At 44.3% G+C, this 20857-nt stretch carries 20 protein-coding genes and 1 pseudogene; 5 read left to right on the forward strand and 16 right to left on the reverse strand.

Features of this window, described 5'->3' with window-relative positions:
• Window positions 1-212 precede the first annotated feature (212 nt).
• The gene (locus tag QFZ81_RS14660) at window positions 213-773 is read right to left on the reverse strand and encodes a hypothetical protein (RefSeq protein WP_307603191.1); all 561 of its coding nucleotides are present in this window, start codon (window positions 771-773) and stop codon (window positions 213-215) included.
• 97 nt (window positions 774-870) lie between these two features.
• Window positions 871-1068, reverse strand: a complete 198-nt coding sequence (locus QFZ81_RS14665) for a nucleotidyltransferase domain-containing protein (protein WP_307603193.1) — start codon at window positions 1066-1068, stop codon at window positions 871-873.
• Window positions 1069-1345: 277 nt separating this feature from the next.
• On the opposite strand from QFZ81_RS14665, the gene QFZ81_RS14670 reads away from it, so the two are divergent.
• A complete protein-coding gene (locus QFZ81_RS14670) occupies window positions 1346-2074 on the forward strand; it encodes a GDSL-type esterase/lipase family protein (RefSeq protein WP_307603195.1) in 729 nt (242 codons plus the stop codon).
• A 189-nt stretch (window positions 2075-2263) separates the two neighbouring features.
• Here QFZ81_RS14670 and QFZ81_RS14675 read toward each other — a convergent pair whose 3' ends face one another.
• Both QFZ81_RS14675 and QFZ81_RS14680 read right to left on the reverse strand, forming a co-directional pair.
• Window positions 2264-2647, reverse strand: coding sequence for a putative periplasmic lipoprotein (locus QFZ81_RS14675; protein ID WP_307603197.1), 384 nt, complete (start codon window positions 2645-2647; stop codon window positions 2264-2266).
• A 530-nt stretch (window positions 2648-3177) separates the two neighbouring features.
• Window positions 3178-3756 carry a TetR/AcrR family transcriptional regulator gene (locus tag QFZ81_RS14680; RefSeq protein WP_307603199.1) on the reverse strand — a complete coding sequence of 193 codons (579 nt, stop codon included), beginning with the start codon at window positions 3754-3756 and terminating at the stop codon, window positions 3178-3180.
• A gap of 162 nt (window positions 3757-3918) precedes the next feature.
• Here QFZ81_RS14680 and QFZ81_RS14685 point away from each other — a divergent pair, with 162 nt between their 5' ends.
• Both QFZ81_RS14685 and QFZ81_RS14690 read left to right on the forward strand, forming a co-directional pair.
• The gene (locus QFZ81_RS14685) at window positions 3919-4812 is read left to right on the forward strand and encodes a ketopantoate reductase family protein (protein ID WP_307603201.1); all 894 of its coding nucleotides are present in this window, start codon (window positions 3919-3921) and stop codon (window positions 4810-4812) included.
• Window positions 4813-4973: 161 nt separating this feature from the next.
• Window positions 4974-5156: pseudogene (locus QFZ81_RS14690) on the forward strand (hypothetical protein); the annotation flags it as partial.
• Between the two features lie 345 nt (window positions 5157-5501).
• On the opposite strand, the gene QFZ81_RS14695 reads toward QFZ81_RS14690, so the two are convergent.
• From QFZ81_RS14695 to QFZ81_RS14735, 9 genes are all read right to left on the reverse strand, one after another.
• A complete protein-coding gene (locus tag QFZ81_RS14695; protein ID WP_307603203.1) occupies window positions 5502-6191 on the reverse strand; it encodes a hypothetical protein in 690 nt (229 codons plus the stop codon).
• Between the two features lie 218 nt (window positions 6192-6409).
• Window positions 6410-6880: an NUDIX domain-containing protein gene (locus tag QFZ81_RS14700; RefSeq protein ID WP_307603205.1), complete on the reverse strand. Its 471-nt coding sequence runs from the start codon at window positions 6878-6880 to the stop codon at window positions 6410-6412.
• Window positions 6881-7034: 154 nt separating this feature from the next.
• Window positions 7035-7229, reverse strand: a complete 195-nt coding sequence (locus tag QFZ81_RS14705; protein ID WP_307443614.1) for a hypothetical protein — start codon at window positions 7227-7229, stop codon at window positions 7035-7037.
• Window positions 7230-7466: 237 nt separating this feature from the next.
• Window positions 7467-9080: a response regulator gene (locus QFZ81_RS14710; RefSeq protein WP_307603207.1), complete on the reverse strand. Its 1614-nt coding sequence runs from the start codon at window positions 9078-9080 to the stop codon at window positions 7467-7469.
• Window positions 9080-10870: a cache domain-containing sensor histidine kinase gene (locus QFZ81_RS14715; RefSeq protein ID WP_307603209.1), complete on the reverse strand. Its 1791-nt coding sequence runs from the start codon at window positions 10868-10870 to the stop codon at window positions 9080-9082. Before QFZ81_RS14715 ends, QFZ81_RS14710 begins: the two co-directional genes overlap by 1 nt.
• Window positions 10871-10936: 66 nt before the next feature.
• Entirely contained in the window at window positions 10937-12643 is a 1707-nt protein-coding gene (locus tag QFZ81_RS14720) for a type 2 periplasmic-binding domain-containing protein (protein ID WP_307443617.1), read from the reverse strand.
• Between the two features lie 62 nt (window positions 12644-12705).
• Window positions 12706-13605, reverse strand: coding sequence for a carbohydrate ABC transporter permease (locus QFZ81_RS14725; protein ID WP_307443619.1), 900 nt, complete (start codon window positions 13603-13605; stop codon window positions 12706-12708).
• 6 nt (window positions 13606-13611) lie between these two features.
• Window positions 13612-14505 carry an ABC transporter permease gene (locus QFZ81_RS14730; RefSeq protein ID WP_307443621.1) on the reverse strand — a complete coding sequence of 298 codons (894 nt, stop codon included), beginning with the start codon at window positions 14503-14505 and terminating at the stop codon, window positions 13612-13614.
• A 264-nt stretch (window positions 14506-14769) separates the two neighbouring features.
• Window positions 14770-15633, reverse strand: a complete 864-nt coding sequence (locus QFZ81_RS14735; protein WP_307603211.1) for an AraC family transcriptional regulator — start codon at window positions 15631-15633, stop codon at window positions 14770-14772.
• A gap of 147 nt (window positions 15634-15780) precedes the next feature.
• Here QFZ81_RS14735 and QFZ81_RS14740 point away from each other — a divergent pair, with 147 nt between their 5' ends.
• Window positions 15781-17796, forward strand: coding sequence for a beta-galactosidase (locus QFZ81_RS14740; protein WP_307443624.1), 2016 nt, complete (start codon window positions 15781-15783; stop codon window positions 17794-17796).
• A 73-nt stretch (window positions 17797-17869) separates the two neighbouring features.
• On the opposite strand, the gene QFZ81_RS14745 is transcribed toward QFZ81_RS14740, so the two are convergent.
• The 3 genes from QFZ81_RS14745 to QFZ81_RS14755 form a co-directional block, all read right to left on the reverse strand.
• On the reverse strand, window positions 17870-18034 hold the full coding sequence (locus QFZ81_RS14745; RefSeq protein ID WP_156390090.1) for a hypothetical protein: 165 nt from the start codon (window positions 18032-18034) through the stop codon (window positions 17870-17872).
• A 98-nt stretch (window positions 18035-18132) separates the two neighbouring features.
• Window positions 18133-18702 (reverse strand): dihydrofolate reductase family protein, encoded by a 570-nt coding sequence (locus tag QFZ81_RS14750; protein ID WP_307603214.1) that lies wholly within the window; start codon window positions 18700-18702, stop codon window positions 18133-18135.
• 311 nt (window positions 18703-19013) lie between these two features.
• A complete protein-coding gene (locus QFZ81_RS14755; RefSeq protein ID WP_307603216.1) occupies window positions 19014-19718 on the reverse strand; it encodes an SDR family NAD(P)-dependent oxidoreductase in 705 nt (234 codons plus the stop codon).
• 216 nt (window positions 19719-19934) lie between these two features.
• Between QFZ81_RS14755 and QFZ81_RS14760 the strand changes: the two genes are divergently transcribed.
• Entirely contained in the window at window positions 19935-20804 is an 870-nt protein-coding gene (locus QFZ81_RS14760) for a LysR family transcriptional regulator (protein WP_307603218.1), read from the forward strand.
• Window positions 20805-20857: the final 53 nt, after the last annotated feature.

The following is a 20857-nucleotide window of genomic DNA, read 5'->3' on the forward strand; positions in this document are numbered from 1 at the left end:
CACGTATTCTATCTCCCTGGGCTTCTACCCGTTCGTAGCTGATCCAACTCATCTCTTTAAAACACGCATTAGAGACGTATTGGGACATATAGTACCACCTATCTCTTCGGCCTGATTCCTGAGATTGCCGACCATTAGACACAAATTATGTGTATTTGAAAAACCCTTAAAGCACACTTCAAGGGTTTCGATTTATTAGTTGGATTCAATAACTACTGCTTATTATAAAATATGGAGTTACTATCAGGAGAAGGCATTCTTTTTACCTGGTTTATGTTAGAAGAATTGTATACGGATAAGACATCTCCGGTTTCCCCATCAATAACTGTTGTTACTTCTCTTGTTGGTACCACACTTTCTCCTAAGTTATGATCATTCCTAAACTTAGATGTAAATACCCATACCATTCTCTCTGGTTCAATATCGTGTCTAAGGTCATCTGCAATCCCTAGATCAATAAAATCATGATATGTCATTAAACTTTTTCGGGTATACATTCCGCCCTTTTCGGCTAACTCTATATCAGATACGTATCCAGGAATCTCGTTTTCCTTTTTAATCTTTACATCTTTAGTTGTTTTTTTATAATCAACAGAAGTAATTGATATATCTTTACCATCGGGATCTTTAGAAATACCACGCCCAGTAATTGCAGTTTTCATCTTGTCATATAAACCTATATTTGCTAACGTTTTTGTTTGAGTCGATATACTCAAAAATAAAAGGGTGGTACAAAAACTCAAAATAATAAGCATCTTTTTCTTTTTCAACATCTATACCCCTGTTTATTAATTCGATACAATATCTATTCTATCAGAAACGCTGCCGCTCATATTATCTGTAGCTGAAGTATGACTATTATTGAGTGCACTAGCCTGCTTTCACTATACTATCATAGGCATAAACCATTGCAAAAGTGCAAAATTCAATTGCGAAATCGAAGTCGCTATCAGGACGATTCTCACCGGTAGCTCGTGATCCGCCTAAAGCTACACTTTGAACTCCCGGTACGGTACCGAGTTGTTCTGCCACATGATTGATGAACAATTGATCTGTTGGGCTTTTCATATCATCACCTCTTTTTTTACTTATAGAATTATGAACTCATTACCATCAACATCAAATGTAAATGTTCTGAAGTTGTACTAAAAGAGTTATTTTGATTTTAGACATTTTATCCACTGAATTAGTTATCCTGCCCGTAGCGCAGATGACTGCACAATTAAAAGGCATCAATGCATGTATTTGGTTTTATTGCCAAAACGGCGAATTATGACAGACATTTCGGGACTGTTAGTTTATTATTGATACGTTATGTATCACACAAACCACCAAGGAGGAAACTATGTTTAAATCTACAGTAAAATTGGCTTTATCTTTTGCATTATGTTTTGCGATCATGGTACCGACAGCGTTTGCACAAGAACAAAAATCTCTTGTTGCTCTCGGAGATTCCATCACTTTTGGGTATAACTTAGACACAAAAAACAATCACCCGTCGAAAGAAGCATTTCCGGAGTTTGCAGTGGAAGGCGAAAAGTACCGTGTGCGAAATCTTGGAGTTCCTGGAGATACGTCATCTGACCTCCTAACTCTTCTTAAAACTGAAAAGTATCGTCAAGCCGTTCGTCATGCAGATGTGATCACACTTAATATCGGAAGTGCCGACTTTTTAAAGGGTGCAAGTCCGATTATAACCAAGCTAATGACGATTCCGAATTATCAACCTACACTCGATGATGTATCTTTAATGCAAAATATCACGATAAATCTTGTTACAAATCTACAGCAAATTGTTTATGAAATTCGCACTTTGACAGATGCTCCGATTATATTATATACGATTTATAATCCTTTTTACGGAAAGGATGCACAAGCCGGTGCTTTGCTATATGGAGCAAACGTAGCAATCAGTTCTTTTAAGGCAGATTCAAGTATTAAAATCGCTGATGCATTCACAGCGTTTATCGGGAAACAAAATCTCCTTATTCTTCCTGAAGACGTTCATCCTAATTTGGAAGGACAACAACTGCTCGCGGATTTAGCTGCTAAAGCAATCCAAGATGTCAACTAACAAGCAAAATGGATGAATAAATTTTAAAGAGCTGGTACATGTTCATGCATGCAAATCTGCACATGAAATGTACCAGCTTTTTTAACGTCTAGTTCCATGTTTATGCTAATAGCCGAGTAAAGAAGAGTTAATTCGATACACAATTGAACTATCGTTCCTCGTTAGCTTAACAAGGAAGATATAATATTGTTAGTTCCGAACAAAGTTATCCGAAACTATCGTTTTGTTCCATTCCACATGTATACTGTATGATCCTGGTTGTAAGTTCGAAAATGTCTTTTTATCTGTATACTCTTCACCAGGCTCCAAATCAATGTAGTCTTTTACTGGAACCCCGCCTTCTTCCACTATTTTGTTGTCTCTTAGCAACTTATATCCTGCTCCTCCAACAACTGTCACTCTTTTTTCGCTTTGATTTTTGAAAGTATAAGTTACTTTTGAATCCGAATCTAGATTTTCTACCTTGACGGATCCTACTAAATCAGATTTAACTGAATTACTGTTTGAACAGCCCGACAAAATCATGGAGACCACTAATACAATCATTATGATGGAACTACTCATTTTTCTCATTTAATTTCACCTCGTAATACATTAACGAGCAATTTATTGATTTTGTTGCTTCTTCCTAATTTCTATTGGTTGGAAAGGTTTTACTTCACGTGACTTCAGCAGAAAAAAGGATCATTGACTGTACTAAGCCGATGATCTTTTTTACAAACGTTCTCCGTTAGTTCAATCCCATATTACTTACCCACTATAATGTCATGACGCATCCCTTTATCAGCCAACCATTCGATATACAACTTCTGAATCCTAATTCGCTCATCTAAAGGAATGATTTGGATCTTACCCTCACTTAGAAAGTAACGCTTGTTGATGTGTTATGTATCTCCAAAGACTAGAACATATTCTCGTACTGCTGGCATCTCACCCTAAATAATGATTGTAGATTGTCCCTCAACGAAGTAGAGCCTGGTCATCGGCATCTGGACGGCAACAAAGACGTTTTCGGCAAGTGAAGCTACCTTTTGGGGCGGTGTCCAATTTTAGGTTTGCCCCCCTTTTTTTGAACTGACTCCAGATATATCACTTGCCGTTCTTCATTTGCGATACAAACCCAGACCATTCATTACATAGGGACGAACAATGTCTACAAGTAAATCTGTTCGATCATTTTCCCCACTCATAAACCAACAATGGGCAGCACCGTAGATCGCTGAGCCTGTCATGGCCGAAATGATCTTTGAATGATGGAGGACTACCATTTGGTGGTTATCTCCTTTCAAAAATATGCTTTCTATTGTTTGCTGCAACATTTTCTTTATTTTTTCATCAACAAGCTTAGCAATAGATTTGGAATCCATTCTGCATATCCGATAAAAGTCTACAATATAGCGGTGTGTCAGCAAGATCAACTGGTCGCATATTTCACCTGTAAACTCCCTTGCATTTACAACTTCTTCAGGGATCATCCCGTGAAACGCCTTTTCTATGGTCTCCTCCAGCAAAGCATATTTATCTTCATAATGGGCATAAAAGGTAGCGCGGTTAATGGTTGCTTTCTGTGCTATATCCTTTATGGCTATTGCATCGAATCCTTTACTCCTCAACAATTCTTTGAATGCTTCCCTTATTAACTGTCGTGTACGCAAAACCCTTGGATCTTGCAGTTTTACCATAACCATAGCTCCTCTTAAACATCAATTATCGCAATGTGTTGTCTATGCAACTTTCCACTGATTCTGTCAGTTGAATTCATTAGAATGCGACAATATAATATTATCAGACAACAGATGTTGTTTAAACAATTCGTGACTAATTCGTTGAAAGGATGGAACAAAATGAACACAAAACAAAATAGACTCTTGATATTTGGCGCTGGTGTGATTGGCAGTGTATACGCTCTCCGATTTGCACAGTACGGACTGGATGTAACAGTGCTGGCACGTGGAAAGAGGCTGGATGAACTGAAAAGGAATGGACTGCGATACAACGATAATGGAACGATAAAGCAAATATCGATCAAGACTATAGAAAAGCTTGAGGACGATGACATTTATGATTACATTTTTGTTCCAGTACGATATGATCAGGCTGAATCTGCCCTGACTTTGATCAAGAATAATCAGAGCAAAACCATTGTCACCTTGACCAATACCATTGGATATGAAAGCTGGCTTGAAATCGTGGGCGACCGGTTACTCCCAGGCTTCCCGGGTGCGGGTGGAGACATCAAAGAGGATGTTCTATACGCCCAATTTGGATCCGAAAAACATCAAGGAACCATTTTTGGTGAAATAAATGGATTGACAACCGAAAGAGTAAAAGAACTTGCCAAAATACTTGAAACGGTTGATTTACATTATGAAATCCAAAAAGACATTCAGGCATTCCATATTTCGCATACTGCATTGGCTATCGTAAATAAACACTTCTATACTATTGACGGAATAGTGGATATAGAGATAGCAAGAAGTGTAAGCACTCTAAGTAAGATCGCTGCTGATATTAAACAAAACATCCACCTGGTAGAGCAAGCAGGAATTTTGGTAATTCCACCTGAAACAAAGGCAATGGGAGAGTTGTCAGACACCGATATTATTTCTCGTTACCACCAGATGCTGAGCAATGACTTTATCATTGATGTAAAGCTTGGGAACCATGCCGTCAGCCAAAAAGCAGAAATAATGTTGTTGGATGAGGTTTTTCATAAAAAGATGTCTATCCAGCGATGACATTTAGACTCATCATGGACTACGAAACTGTTTATATTACCTCGATGAACGTCGCCTCCTGTCACTGTTACGATAATTAAAGGCAATTTGCTTTCCATCCGTCGTAACTCTTCATAAAATGTATCGCTAACGTCATTGCAATTAAAATATTTCTCAACCGAAAGCAAAACGTCGCCTTTTCACTAAGCATCAATCTTTTAGCGCTCGTACTCATTGTGCCTGGCTGGCTGACGCTATGGCTGGCGATTTTAGCTGACATGGGAGCAACGCTGATTGTAACGTTCAACAGCTTACGGCTCCTGAAGATAAAAAAAAGAAAAGTAATGCAAATAATCCGCCAGTGAATGGCGGGCTATTTGCATTTTAGCTCTCCACTTCCCTCTAAACTATCCTGCCCGATAGCTTAATGAGGCTGCCACTCGTTTCCGCGGTATCAGCCTCATTTTGTAGTATATTGAAGTAACGTTTCCGTTAGCTTAATCGTTAACGCCACCTCTGCTACAATCCATCGGAAATGAGATAATTCTCTTGTCATCCGACATGGATCCGAGAAAATAAAAAATCCGCATTTTCTTCGGGTGATTATCGGTCTATGTTCTTGTCACTCGACAACTACTGAATCAAGTACATACCTGAAAATTATCTATGAGATAACCGCTTCACATGACTTCAGATATCTTAAGTTATCATCATTTATCATTTGAAAGGGTTAGTTCAAGAACGCGAGACGTTATATTATCTACACATAAATAAACTTCTTTACAGGCAGTTGAAAAATAATTGAATGAAATTGAGTTTGTTAACTGGTCGGAAAATTGCCAATTAGGATAAAGATGTACATAATTCTTGTCAGAGTAAATTTGTTTTATATTACGCCAAATATCGTCAAATGCTTTAATGTAAATTGAATTTATCAAGCCTTCGCAAGTAAGATTTACAGACTTATTATTAAATTTTACATACTTATAATCACCGGAAGCATCATGTTCTCCATAGAATCGGTATAAATCCAGAATGAAAGGATTTATCTTTTTTTGACTCATTAGTAAAGTAAACATTTCCTTAGATTTAGGTTCAAGATTTGTGAATCTTATTTCTACGGGAATTCCCTTTGAAGTTAGGACAGTAATATTTTGAAAATGACATAACAACTGTCTCAATGTATCATTATTTAGATCTATACCTGTTAATGGAATATTAATACACATATTTGGTGTTAAAAATATAAATGGTGCGATATAAAATTCTGCAAATGGAGATAATTCATTCTTCGTGATATCGCCCGAAAAAGATTCAAAATTAACGTCTTCTAGTCGTGAATGCTTAGTCCTAGTTAAACTTAAGAAAAGACTTTTATCAATAACATCAAAATGATTCATATACATTATCCCCCTATATACATGGGTGGACTTACAAATCTATCCCACCTCAATCTACATTTATTAAAATGAGTTATTTGCTCGGATTCCGTTCTAATTATATACATATTTTAGCACAACTAATTTGAAGATAACTGCCCGTTAGCGTAACGAAGGCTACCAAAACTACTGGCAGCCCCTCGTATTTAAGTATCGTTTCTCTTACTTCAATACTGAATTCAATTTATATCCCCTGTATAAATGCTTTCGATAATATTACCTTCTGCAATTTCCCTGATGTACGGGATTAAAGCTTTAGGAAAAAATCTATATTCCTCAAGACTTGATATTGGAATCCACTCAATATCAAGATGGTCCTCATCTGGAGCTGTACCGTGACCTACATTTTGTTCATCCAATATGTCACACAAAAAAATATGGTCTACAACATGAGTATTCGGATCTACCATGCTGTTTCCATGATGATTTCTGCCTATATATTCTCTTACAAAAGCAAACTGTTTCACTTCTATACGGCAGCCAACTTCCTCAAGAAATTCACGTTTAAGTGATTCGATCAAGTTTTCACCATGCTCTTGACCTCCACCTGGTAACGTAAAATCAGCACCAAATACTTGATCATACTTTTTTATTGTCAGCAGTTTGTTTTTACTTACAACGATTCCTTTTACTCCACTCCGTACCTTCAATTACAATCGCCCCTTTCATTCGTATCGAGAAAAAGCAGCCGATTTTTATCCTAGTTAATTTCTTCGAATTATTTCCATTATCCTGCCAGTTACTTCAACAGGCTACCGAATAAGCCGGCAGCCTGTTGTTATTGTGCTATCGTTTCCCGTTAGCTCAATCAACTTTCTCTTTTTGAGCCCTTTGGGTTTCTCTAAATGAACCGAACATGCCTGTAAAAAGCCCGATTAACCCAATAGTAAATCCATATCCAGAAGAACCTTCAAAAGCTAACAAAACAATTACTCCGAACAATGTTATATGAACACCTAAAAGTTGAACTTGAAGAGCACTTGGATTGATAAAGTCCATTAATACCACCTGCATAAAAGATTACAATAACTATTAGAATTAGAACGATTAATCACACTAAGCTAAAACTAACCATCTTGACCCTCTCCTCTAAAAAATTTAAACAAATGTTTTCAACCACACCATTCCCTAAGAATCTTCTTAAGTATATTCGTTTAAAGTGATTTTTTTCCTACATATGTGTTTTTGAATTAGCCTAAACCTCTACCAAGCAAGCTTAACGTAATATACAAGCGATCACTCCTCGTAGTGATAATCTCTGAATTCCTGTGGCGTGGTGCCTACCATTTTCTTGAATAGGAAGGTAAAATATGCCGCAGTCTGAAAGCCGACACGTTCCGCCACCTCGTAAACCTTGATATTCGGATCCCCGAGCAGTTCCTTCGCTTTGGCCATCCGTGCCTCTTGCACGAATTCCGAGAGGGTCTGGCCCGTTTCCTTCTTGAACAGAACACTTAGATAACTGGCGTTCAGATGGAACTGTTCGGCTAATTGCTTCACCGTCACGTTATCCTGCAGATGTTCTTCCAGATAGCGCGAAATCTTATGGACGAGGTTATGCTGCTGCCTGGTTTGCTCCTTCTGCTTTAACACGCTATATTGGTTCAGATACTCCAGAACTACTCCCCTGATCTCTGTCGCGTTGGTGCAAATGATCAGTTTCTGCCATATCAGGATGTTCGATTCCCCATCGGAATCCTTGGTCCGCTTGATCTTACGCGCCAATTCGCTGATGAGTCCCATGCCGAATGCCTGCACATACGAGAAGGACACCGGCTCCTGTGTTAACAGCATGTCGAAGGCATGGTCGAAATATACAACGGCATTGCTGCTGTCTCCCTTCTCCAGCATCTTGACGATCTCGGGGATGTATTCTTCGCGTAGCCGAAAGTCGCGGTATTCGGTCATTTCCCCCCTGTCGAAATAGAGGAGTTGGCCTGGACCGGCCAGTCTGCCGTTGGCCATCATGTATTTGACTTCCTTGTACAATAGCGGAATCTCTTCCCAGCCGAGGCATTCCCTGCTGATTCCAACGGTCACCGTTGTGTTATACTGCTCCCTTAGTACGTCTTGTATAAAGGCTAGCTGCTTTTCCAGCTTGGCGCGGTCTAGCGGGGAGGCATTCAGATAGATGACCGCCGCTTCGTCCACCCCTGTCTTACCAAAGTATGTCCCTGTGAATCCGGATAAACCCACCTTGACGATTTTCATCAGCCCTTCGCTGAATACAACCCATTCCCTAGCATCGTGCGCGTTGGAAGGAGTAAGCCTGTCGTATCCGAATAAAAAGAGACTGGTCTGCCAATTCCTTTCCGGCAGCTCAAGTAGACGTCGCCAGGATTCCAGCAACTCCACACTGAGAATCCGCCCCTCGATCAGGTCGTTGACGAACCGTTCCTGCAGAACGTCGAGACTGCCGGTCACCTTTTCTTTCAGGGCGGTAGTCTCCCGTTCAATCCGAATCCTTTTCTCAATTGAATCGCGGAACGCGGCTAGCTTCTCCTCTAGCTCCTGCGTCTTGATGGGCTTCAGCACATAGGCCTTGGCCCCGAGATGAATGGCCTCCTGGACAAATTCAAATTCGTCATACCCGCTGATCATCACGGTTTGCATGGACTGCAGATGCGGATAATCCGATTTGCACTTGGCCAACAACTCAATCCCCGTCATCCCGGGCATCGACACATCCGTAATGAGAACATCCACCCGGGTATCGGCCATAATCGCAAGCGCCTCCTCCCCCGACTCGGCGGTCACAGGCTGATGGTATCCCAATTTTTCCCAATCGATATGGCGAACAAGCCCTTGGATATGCATCGGCTCGTCATCGACGATTAATGCCTGGATCATCACTCATCACCTCGTTTAAGTTCGGGACGTATTTCGCAAACTGGAATTCGAATGGATACGGACGTCCACTCGCCCTCAATGCTGTCAATGGAAAAATGCCCCTCCAGCCCGAAGTACAAGTTCAGCCTTTCGCGGATGTTGTTCATGCCGAACCCGTTGCTTGTACCGGTATGGGTGCCGGCTCGGATGGCCTCCAGCTTCTCGGCGGGAATCCCCTTCCCGTTATCAAAGATAAAGAATTGAACCGTGTCTTCCACCTGTTGGATCGAGATTTGAATAAAGGCATCTTTTCTCTTCGTTATGTTTCCGTGCAAATAGCTGTTCTCCACAATCGGCTGCAGGAGCAGCTTGATGGTGTACAAATCGAGCACCTCGGTTTTCACCTGCCACTCCACGTGTACCAGATCCGGGTAACGTAACTTCTGGATTTCGACATATGCCTTTAAATGCTCGAGTTCGTCACGAATCTTGGTCACATTGACCCGGTTGTTCAACGCAATCCGATAAAAGGTTGTCAAGGCGTCGATGGTCCGGACCTGCAGCTCATCCTGCATGTCCATGGCACGCCAACGGATCAAACTGAGCGAATTATAAATGAAATGGGGATTGATTTGCGCCTGAAGCGCTTTGAACGACTGCTCCCGCTCCTGGATTATGGCTTGCGTATGCTCTTTAACAAGCCGGCCCAAACGGTTGGACATGGAGTTAAACAAGATCTCGATCTCCCCCAATTCGTCGTTGTCCCGGTTCTTCACCGTAACCTCAAAATCCCCGTTGGAGACATCGTTCATCCGGACTCCTAATTTGCGAATCCGCCATATCACGTTTTTGATCACCGTCGTGATCAGAAAGATCGACAAGAGTAGGAAAAAGGCGATTCCCCATCCTACCGTATAAAGTATCCGAGTGGATTGCTCCTCCAACCGGTTCAGGTGCACCAAGGCTGCAACAGTCCATTCGGAGTTGATTTTCTGCGTAATCAGGAGTTTCCCGTTGCTGGGGGAACCCATGGCACCAGGTTTATCCCAATACTCCTTGAGCGGTGTACTGGCAAGCCGGTCCCCGATCTCACCGGGGTCCGTGGATGCGATGATATTGCCGTTCTCGTCCACGATAAATAGTTCCCCCGCCCCTTCAAAGGGGTGCTCGAAAGATTCCGAGAATACTACGTTGTAGTTCAGCAGCAGGTAAACAACCCCATAAATGTTCCCGTAAGTATTTATGATCTTGTGGGAAACAACCAGTCGGGTCTTGTCATCCAGGGCGTTGGACCAATTGAGATTCCCTGGAGAATGGAGGTTGTTTTCATACCAGACCTTCTCGGTTATTCCGGAGAGCATCCGATTTTCCGGTTTCCACAAGAGTCCGCCGTCCTGAACCAGAGTCCCATTACTATGGTAAATGCGGAAATCCTCAATGCCAGGCAAATATTTGCTCGTGAACAGAAAAGAGCGGTCCACATATTGGACCGTCATCAGCTGCTCCTCCATATCCGCGTAGTCCCGAGAAAGGCGGGAGATCAACTCACCGTCAGTCGCTGTACGGATGGCGAGCAAATCGTAGCTTTGCTTCCGGAATTCGATGCTTTGTGCGCTTTGACGGACCGCTTCCTTGATGGTCAGCATATAATTCGCCCTTACAATGTGCAGAGCCAGGTAACCGGCACCGACGGCCAAGAGAACCGTGGGAATGAACACAATCAGACTGTAGAATAGGACGATTTTGCTTCTTAAGCTCATGTAACGGGTCAAACGTATGACCGATTTCTCAATAAGATGTTTGATCTTCATAGCTTTCCCCTTCCATGAACTACAAAGGGAGCCGCCCCCCTTGGAAGAGGGCTGCTCCTTCAACTCTTAAAATTCTCCGTTGACTTTAATTTCCTCCTGATAGGATTCGTTCCATTCCTTCTTCAGCTCACTCCAGTGCCCACGCTTCTCCAGCGCATTCCGGAAGGCTTCCCAAGCGGACTCAAACTGGGCATCATCCTTGGCCAACAGGAATTTGGACCGGTATTCCTTGCGGATGTTCTCCATCTCCGGCCAATACTTCTCCCATACGCCACCCTGCTTTGTCTGTACCAGATCGTAGGAGTGGGCAACCCGTACACCACCCATTTTGCCAACCGCTTCCGTGAACTTGGAGGTTTTGGTCCCTCCGACCTTGTCCACATCGGCGGTATTCCACCACGGATACCACTTGTTATTGAAAGACGAAGTCATATATAGCTCCGGTGTAACTTTGGACTTCTGGGCCGGATCGCCCGAATTCCGGCTCTTCTTGTATTCTTCGTTGGTAAATCTCCATTTACCCAACGGCTTGTCGGCCCAATCCCAATACAATCCTGCGGGACCTTCATTGACGACCTGCTGCATCTCCGGCTTCGGTTGGAGCGTGTAGTCAAAGAACTTCAGAATTGCTTCCAAATTCTTCGAATTCTTACTTATATAGACTTCAAAACCCGGATTCGGATTTACGACTTGGTTCACACCGACCTTCTTCACGCCGTTCACCTTGGGGAACGGAATCACTTCATAGTACCAACCGGGTTCCGTAGGACCGTCCAACGTTTCCCAAAGGGAGCTGGGAATATTCCAAAAGCTCCCTGTGTTGAGCGCAACCCGCCCGGATTTGTTTTTCTCTTGGTATTGCTCTTTTTTGTTGGTCACGACTTCTGGATCAATCAGCTTGTCCTGGTACATCTTGTTCATCCACTTATATGCGGCTTTGTAGTTCGGATCATCGTAGGCGAATGCGAACTCATTTCCTTTCTTCTCCACACCTTTACCAGAAGTGGATACCCCGAATGCGGTCAGAATCGCATTTTCGTCGCTCCAACCTAAATTATCGTTGATGTCCAGTAAGAAGGAAAGGGGAAGAATCGATTTGCCCGATGCATCCTTTTGCTCCGCGGCTTTCTTCAGGAAGGCTTCGACGCCTTCTAGGGTGGCCAAGTCCTTGGTTGTCATGCCCGCCTTCTCCAAGATGTCGGAACGGACGGTCCAGGTCATGGAGGCCCAACCCGGCCAGGGATCGCTCGGATTCTGATCGAACCAGGTGGGAATGGACCAGATATGGCCATCCTTATCCTTCATGCGTTCCAGGTATTGCTTCGGAATGGAAGCCAACCCGGGATACTTATCAGGCATATTGAAATACTGTTCCACTGGGATGATTTGTTTGGAACGGTTCATAGCGCTCTTGACCGTATCGTTCCTGCTGAAGATGGCCGCATCATCGAAGCCGCCCGTATTGATCTTCAGATTCAAAGCAGTGATTGCATCGCCTTGGGTTGCTTCCAGTTTAACATCGATTCCGGGTTCTTTCTCCCGCCAATACTTCTGGACCAAGCTGTCGTTATTGATGGTTGCCGACCAGCCCAACCATAAACTGAATGACTTGGAACCGCCGGCGGCCAGACTTCCGGTTGCCGAATGACTCCCTGTGGTGGCCGGACTAGCAGTGTTTGACGCCCTATCCCCGTCCGAGCACCCTGTGACTACGGCCAGTACGGCCGCTGCCGTCAACGCCGCCCAACGCATTCTTGATCTTGTGAAACCCATTGCAAAACTCCCCCTATTCATTCCTTAATTTCGGAATATTGGATGATGCCTTTTACCCTTAATCAGCCTTTCAAAGAGCCCACAAGAACCCCTTTGACGAAGTACTTCTGAAGAAACGGATACACACACAAAATCGGTATAGCGCTGACCATCACGACAGTCATCTTAATCGACATGAGTGTGATATTCTTCAACTGTGAGCTCCTTGCCAATGCTTCCTGATTGTTGTTCGAGCCCAACACGGAGGACAGATCCTGCGCCGCCAGCAGCTGCTGCAGGAAGGTTTGGACCGGGATTAGCCTCTGGTCGGTGACGAAGAAGGCGCCGGCGAACCAGTCATTCCAATGCCCAACTGCCGTAAACAACCCGAGCGCCGCCAGCATCGGCTTGGACAGGGGGATGATGATCTGAAACAGGATCCGTACAGGACCTGCCCCGTCCAGCTCCGCCGATTCCACAAGCGCTTCTGGTATGCCTTGGATGAATTTCAGCATGACGAACATATTCCAAACTGAGAACAAGCCCGGGAGGATATAGACCCAAAACGTATTCAGGAGGCCCAGGTTGTTCAATTGGATGTAGAATGGGACCAAGCCGCCTTGAAACAGCATAGTGATTAGAATATAGCTTAAGATCACGCCTCTCAGCGGAAGACTCCGGTAGGACAGGCCGAAGGCTACCAGGAGGGTGATGAACAACCCGGCAACCGTCCCCACAACCGTTCTTGCAACCGTAATGAGATACGACTGCCGGATCACTTCGTTGCCCAGCACAATCTCATAGTTAATGAGCGTGAAGCTTCTCGGCCACAGATACACACCGCCCTTGGCGGCATCCGCTCCTTCATTGAGTGAAATCGCCAGCATATACAGGAACGGGTACAATACGGTTACGCACAGCATAGTCAGCAAAGCCACGATTAGCAGCTGTACCGATCTTTCAACTCCAGTCTGTTTCATCATGTAAACTCACCACAATCCCTCGCCGTTAATTTGTCTCGATATCTTGTTTGTCGACACGACCAGCAAGAGACTGATCAGCGACGAGAGCAAGCCTATGGCGGTCGCCATTCCGAAGTAGCCTTGCTGCAACCCGCTTCGGAGAATGTAGGTATCAAGCACATCCGAAACCTGCTGGTTGGCCGAATTCATAAGCGGGTAAATTTGGTCCATCCCGACGGTGATCAAGCTCGGAATACTCAGGATCAGTACGATGGAAATCGTCGGCAGTATACCCGGGAAGGTAATATGCCGTATCTGGGCCAGCTTCCCGGCCCCCTCCACCTTGGCCGCCTCATACTGCTGCGGGTCGATGGTCGTGATGGCCGCCAGATAGAGAATTGTGTTCCACCCCGTTTCCTTCCACAGCCCGCTCGCTACCACAATGGGGCGGAACCATTCAGTGGACCCTAAGAAGAATATGGGCTCACCGCCTACTTTACCGACGAACTGGTTCACCAGTCCGCTGTCCAGCGCCAAAAAAGATTGCAGGATGTAAGCGACTACAATCCAGGAAAAAAAGTGGGGCAGGTAGCTGACCGACTGCACGAAGCGCTTAAATACCGAGTGGGTTACCTCGTTAATCATCAGCGCCAGAAGGATGGGGGCCGGAAAACCAAAGATGAACTTAAGCACCGAAATATATAACGTATTCCGGACGACGATCAAAAATTGCGGGTCCTGGATAAAAGAAAAGTTGTCCAACCCGACCCACGGGCTGTTCCAGATCGAGGTGCCGATCTGAAAGTCTCGGAACGCAACCTGTATCCCCGCCATAGGAATGTAGCTGAAGAGAAACAACAGTACGACGCCCGGTAAAATCATGAGATATTGCCAACGGTGTTTGTAGATCTTTGCGTACATGATGACTACCCCCTTGATATCTCTATCATAAAGGGTTATGGAGAACACGACTATATAACGGTGGTTGGATATCTATCACTCTAATTAGTTTGTTTGATTAACAACCACAATCCGAATCAAAAATTAGAAAAGGTCTATAGGATCGAGAACCTTTCTGACTGTCGACAAACCATCGACAGTCTTTCTTTTCGCTGCAAGGATTCAACCATTCATTCTCGTTTATTAGAACTTTGCACCACAACCGTGGCAAGAACATCTTTAAAATCATATTTCTTTTTTGTAACCAACTGATTGATTCACACCTCTTAAAACCCGGAATTGCTCCGGTGTATGTCCCTCTGCAAGACGAAACCTTCGAATAAAATAAGAGCATTGTGAAAAGCCCAAACGCTCAGCAATATGCTTAACGCTCCAATTGGTAGATGACAATAACTCCTTCGCCTTTAACAACCGGCTTTCCAATAAAAATTCGCTCGGCGTTTTCCCCATGATCTGATGAAATTGTCGACTAAAATAGTATGAACTGTATCCTGAAAATGCCGCCATATGTTCCAGTGTTAATTGATTCGTGCATTCTGCTTTGATCCAATCAGCTGTCTTCAGCATCGTTTGCCTCAATCCGATGGCCGGGGTACCATTTAAATCTTCCCCATTTTGCAGCAACTCCATGAGAATTTCATAAAGCAAGGCAGAGATCTGCGTCTCCTTTTCTTGAATGAACGATTCACCGTTAACTAACAATTGATCTAGTAAACCCGGCAATCGCGTGACCCCTACCCAAGCAAAGACCCATACCTTTCCGCCCATCTTCCAATCAAAAAGTCCGGGTAAGCCCTCGCCAAAGAAATGTACCCACCGAATATCCCATGGCTCTCCCTCATCCGAATAGTACTCTTGAGGCATTCCTTCTCCATATAGAAAACCTGTTCCTGCGTGAAGCCTAACTTTCTGGTTTCCTTGCACTACATATCCTGTACCGCTCATGACCACATGCAAATTGTAATAAGGCACCTGCTCGGCCGTTCTTTTCTCTCGGTGATTCGTCTCCTCCTTGTAATGCCCGAACGACTCCGGATAACACATATACCGGCTGAACCGGGGCTGCGGCAAATAGTGGTTTACTCTCATATCAACAACTCCTGAATATCGCAATATAATACTATTCATCGCAAAATTATGTGATTTACCACCACGTTGATTATGAATAAAATATGAATTAAGCACTATTATATCAACAAAATAGTCCTATATGTAGTCTGAAAGGATGTGCCATATATGTGGTTTGGCGTAGATTATTATCCAGAACACTGGCCTGAGGATCGGTGGCCTCTGGATGCAAAAATGATGCGTGAGGCGGGAATGAACACCGTCCGGCTGGCTGAGTTCGCTTGGGCGCTGATGGAGCCTGAAGATGGCTTTTACGATTTCACTTGGCTTGATCGCGCTATTGAGGTACTAACGAAGGAAGGCATACAAATTATTCTCGGGACACCTACGGCTGCCGCACCTAAATGGCTGATGGATAAATATCCGGACATGTATCCGGTAGATGTCTATGGGCTTACGAAAGGCTTTGGAACAAGAAGACATTATTGCCCTAATAACAAAATTTACAGACAATATTCAGTGCTTATCGCAAGACGGATGGCCGAGCATTACAAGGATCACGCACATGTGGTTGCCTGGCAAATAGATAATGAATTTGGCGGAGCATGCTATTGCAAGAGCTGTCTGCAGGCCTTCCGAGTATGGCTGGCGCACAAATATGGTACGATTGATAAGCTGAATACAGAGTGGGGCACGGTATTCTGGAGCCACACTTACAGACATTGGGACGAAATCATCCTTCCTACCTATTCGTCCAGCGATGGCTTCAGCCAAAATGCCGGCGCCCGTCAGTTATTGTCTACACCTTATAATCATAATCCTGGCCTGCTGCTTGATTACCAACGTTTCTTCTCGGATGCAACGGTAGCATACCAGCGTCTGCAGATTGAAGAGATTCGAGCTTGCACCGACCTGCCAATTACACATAACCTGATGGGTCACTTCAGCGAGTTAGACTATTTTGACCTTGCCCGCGATCTAGATGTTGTCTGCTGGGATAACTATCCGAACAATATGTGGGGCAAATCCTCCTATAGTCAAGTATCGATGGCCCATGATTTAATGCGGGGTCTCAAGAACAAGAACTTCTGGATGATGGAACAGCAAAGTGGTCCCTGCGGCTGGCATATGCTGGGCGATACGCCTGAACCCGGACAGCTTCGATTGTGGACTTACCAAGCGGTAGCGCACGGAGCTGAGGCCATGATTTACTTCCGTTGGCGTTCCTGCACGGTGGGCATCGAGCAGTATTGGCACGGCATTTTGGACCATGACGGTATCGGCCGCAGAAGGTACAGAGAAATCAAAGCCATCGGCGCCGAAATCTCAGCCCTCAGCGATCTTATCGTCGGTTCTGAAAATATAAGCTCCGTGGCTCTGATTAAATCCTTTGATAATTGTTGGAGCCATCGCGGACAGCCGCATAATGCAAATTTTAATTACAATGCTTTGCTTGACGCTTATTATACGGCGGTCGTCAAACAGCACGTAAATCTCGATGTTACTGGAGTTGAGAGCGACTTTTCCAAATACAAGCTCGTGATGATGCCTGCGTTCAATCTCGTAACAGAAGAAATCGCAGCGAAATGCGAAGCTTATGTCGAAAATGGCGGCGCTCTTATTCTTACCTTCCGCTCAGGCACCCGCACATGGAACAATCAGATGACCACATTGACGGTTCCCGGTTTATTCAAGCAGCTGGCTGGCGTTGAGTTAGAAGAGTTCGACTCCGTTAACTTCGGCAGAACGGTTCGTATTCAGGGAGCCTTCGGGCAAGGGACTGCCTCTATATGGTGCGACGTTTTGAAAACCGTTGGTGCCAAAACGATTGCCTCTTATGGTAACCATTATTATGCGGGTGAAGCCGCAGTAACTGTCAACACATACGGAAAAGGACGAGTTTACTATGTTGGCTGTGACCTGGATCAATTAGCATTAGGCTCCTTAATGGAACTAATCGTGAAAGAAGAAGGAGTTCCAACAGCATTGACTACTCCCATCGATGGTATCGAAGCTATCGAAAAAGTGAAGAACGGTCAAGCTTACCTTATGCTGCTTAATCACAACAATGAGCATGTGGAATGTCCGCTTAAAGGCTGCTACCAAGATGCAATGAGCGGTGTCAAATTACAAGAACGAATCAAAATAGCCCCCTACGGCGTTCAACTCTTGTTAAAGTGTTAATCGGTTATTCGCCTGAAAAGGGGCATCAACCAAGCAGGTTCTCCTGCCGATTGATGCCCTTTTGACATGGATACTATTCTTTTACAGAACCAAGAGTAATCCCTTGAACAAAGAATCTTTGGATAAACGGATACAAAATAAGAATGGGCACCATCGAAATGACAATTTTCGCGGAGTTGAAGGTTCGGTTCGAGACCGCCATCGCTTCTGCCAACTGTTCCGGGCTCATTCCCGGCATTGAACTTCCCGTTAACTGGGATTTCAATTATGTAACATTTACTTAACGGTGATCTTGAACTAACGTTCTTCGTTAGTGGAACACCTTGTACGGCACGGCTATTTCTCCAACTCATAGCGGGTCGCGATAATGCCCGACTTGAGCGTTCGGCTGGACAGCAGCTTGAGCCTGATTTTCTCTCCGTCGCCGTGGAATGCCGATTTTCCACCGCCCAAGATGACCGGACAAATCGTCAGCAGGAATTCGTCGATCAGGCCGAGCTCAAGCAACGTCTTCGCCGCCCCCGGACTGCCGAAGATAACGAGATTTTTGCCAGGCTGCTCCTTGAGCGCCTTGATTTCCTCTGCGATATTGTCCTTGATCAGCATAGTATTGTTCCATTCCACAATGTCCATCGAGCCGGAAATGACGATCTTCTTAACATCCTGCAGCCATTTGGCATGCTCCATACCGTGCCTCGACGAATTCGGATTGTCCAGAACCGTGGGCCAGTAGCTCTCCATCATCCGATACGTCGTGCGTCCGTATACGGGAGAGCCGACTTCGGCTACGACCTCCTCGGCGTATTTCTCTAATTCCTCGTTGTACGGAATCCAATCTAGTCCTCCGTTCGAATCCGACGCATACCCGTCCAGCGACACATGCATGAACAATACGAGTTTTCTCATGTTTGCTTCTCCTCCGATTTCGAATTTAGTTGTTCGATTTTTTGGCTGTAGGCCCGTGTTTCGTCCTGCTCTTACGTTAACTATAAATCATTACGTTACGTAAGGGTCAAGCGGGAATCTGAATTTTCTTCGAAGACAACAATGTTGCGTAAATCTGCCCATTACTTCAACAGACAACGGCAGCCGATCGGCTGCCGTCATCATGATTAAACTATAGTTCACCGATAGCGTAATGATCGTTACTAATATCTTTGACAACTATGAGCTTCAAATAAAATGTTCCGGGCATCCCTTATGAAAGTAAAAGCTCATTAATCCATATATTGCTCGTCTGGCTCATGTAAAGCTGCAGCCAAGATTTTCTCTGCGACCTTTTCAGGAGTGTCTGTTGGAGAAGAAGATCCTTGTCGCTGTTGCTCACGAGCACCAAGAGCGTTTTTACCAAAATCCGTTGCGGTTGAGCGCGGATAGACGGTAATTACACGGATTTGATCTGAGGCTAATTCATCTCGAGCTGTATCTGAAATCATGTTCAAAGCAGCTTTGGTTGCAGCATAGGCGCCCAATCCAGCAATATGCATCTTGGATACCACCGAACTTATATTGATGATCAGCCCTCCCCCTTGCGCTCGCATGACAGGGATCGCAGATTGCATAGCTGCTAACGGTCCTAGCACATTAAGGTCGAGGATCTTACGGAAGTCATCAGGATTTAGGTCATCGACCTTGCCAACTACAGCTTGTCCTACGTTATTGATGACCACATCTAGGCGGCCAAAGCGGCGAACCGTGTCCTCAATGACTCGTTCTACTTGCTTAGGATCACTCACGTCAGCCGGCATAGCGACAGCGTCAATACCTTGGCTCTGCAATTCCTTGGCGAGATGATTTAGTGCATCGGCAGATCGAGCTACCAGTGCTAATTTAGCACCGGCAGTGGCAAAGCTGCGTACTGTGGCTAAGCCGATACCAGCGGATGCTCCAGTAATAAAAACTACCTTGTCACGAATTTCCATAATAAATGTTCCTTTCTTGGAGGAGATTAGCCAAACCGGTTCTGTGAAGAAGCGGTCCAGCAGTCCTGAAAAATTAAATCAATGAATGAAATAAGCAAGATTCAAAATGCTCTGCTCTTTTCATCTCTAATGTTACAGTTGGAGAACTTGATACGGAAGTTCAAATAAGTTAGCATGGTATCAACCATTGGTTTATGCAACAGGGAGGTTCTTTGAATGAACGAACAATTGAACACTTTTATTCAGGTCGTACAGTCCGGTAGCTTCTCAAAGGCAGCTGAGAAATTATTTGTTTCTCCAACCGCTGTGATGAAGCAAATGAATCTATTGGAAAAACATGTAGGTATGCCTCTTTTGATCCGTACTAACCATGGAATTGAACTCACCAAAGCTGGAAAATCCTTTAGCAAGGATGCGGTATTTATGGTGCAGTATTTCCAAGAAGCTCTGTTACGCATGCGTCAATCCGCACAGTCAAATCAGCTTGTAATTCGCGTGGGAACCTCTATGCTTAATCCCTGCAAGGTTTTGTTGGATATGTGGAATGAGGTCAGCGACCAATTTCCGCAGTTCAAAATCAATATCGTGCATTTTGAGGATGATTCACATACACTCCCAACCACTTATCGTACTATTGGCAAACACTATGATTTCATTGTAGGGCCAACCCTTACAGAGAACTGGAAGGAATATTTCCGAGTTCTTGAGTTGGGAAGTTATCGCTTTTGCTTTGCTTTATCTCGCAACCATCGGCTGGCTTCTAAAAAAACAATGTCTGTCAAAGATTTGTATGGAGAGCAATTGGCTGTAGTAAACGGTGGAGGAAGTGCTGTAATTGATGAAATTCGTGATTTTTTGATAAGGAACCACCCTAAAATCCGAATTAAAGATATTCCGCGCCTTTATGATATTGATGTATTCAATCGATGTGAGGAAAGTGGTGTTGTCTTACTAACATTGGATGTATGGGCAGACATTCATCCGTCCTTAGTGACAATTCCTAGCGACTTGGACCTTTGGACTTCACAATACCTTATGGTTTGCTATATCCCTTACATCCTTCCGAGGATGTCAATCAGTTTCTAGAAATCATTAAGGAAATGCAAACTCAGCATAGTTAACCGGTAGGTTAAGAGAGA

It is taken from the genome of Paenibacillus sp. V4I9, assembly GCF_030817295.1.
Taxonomy (GTDB): Bacteria; Bacillota; Bacilli; order Paenibacillales; family NBRC-103111; genus Paenibacillus_E.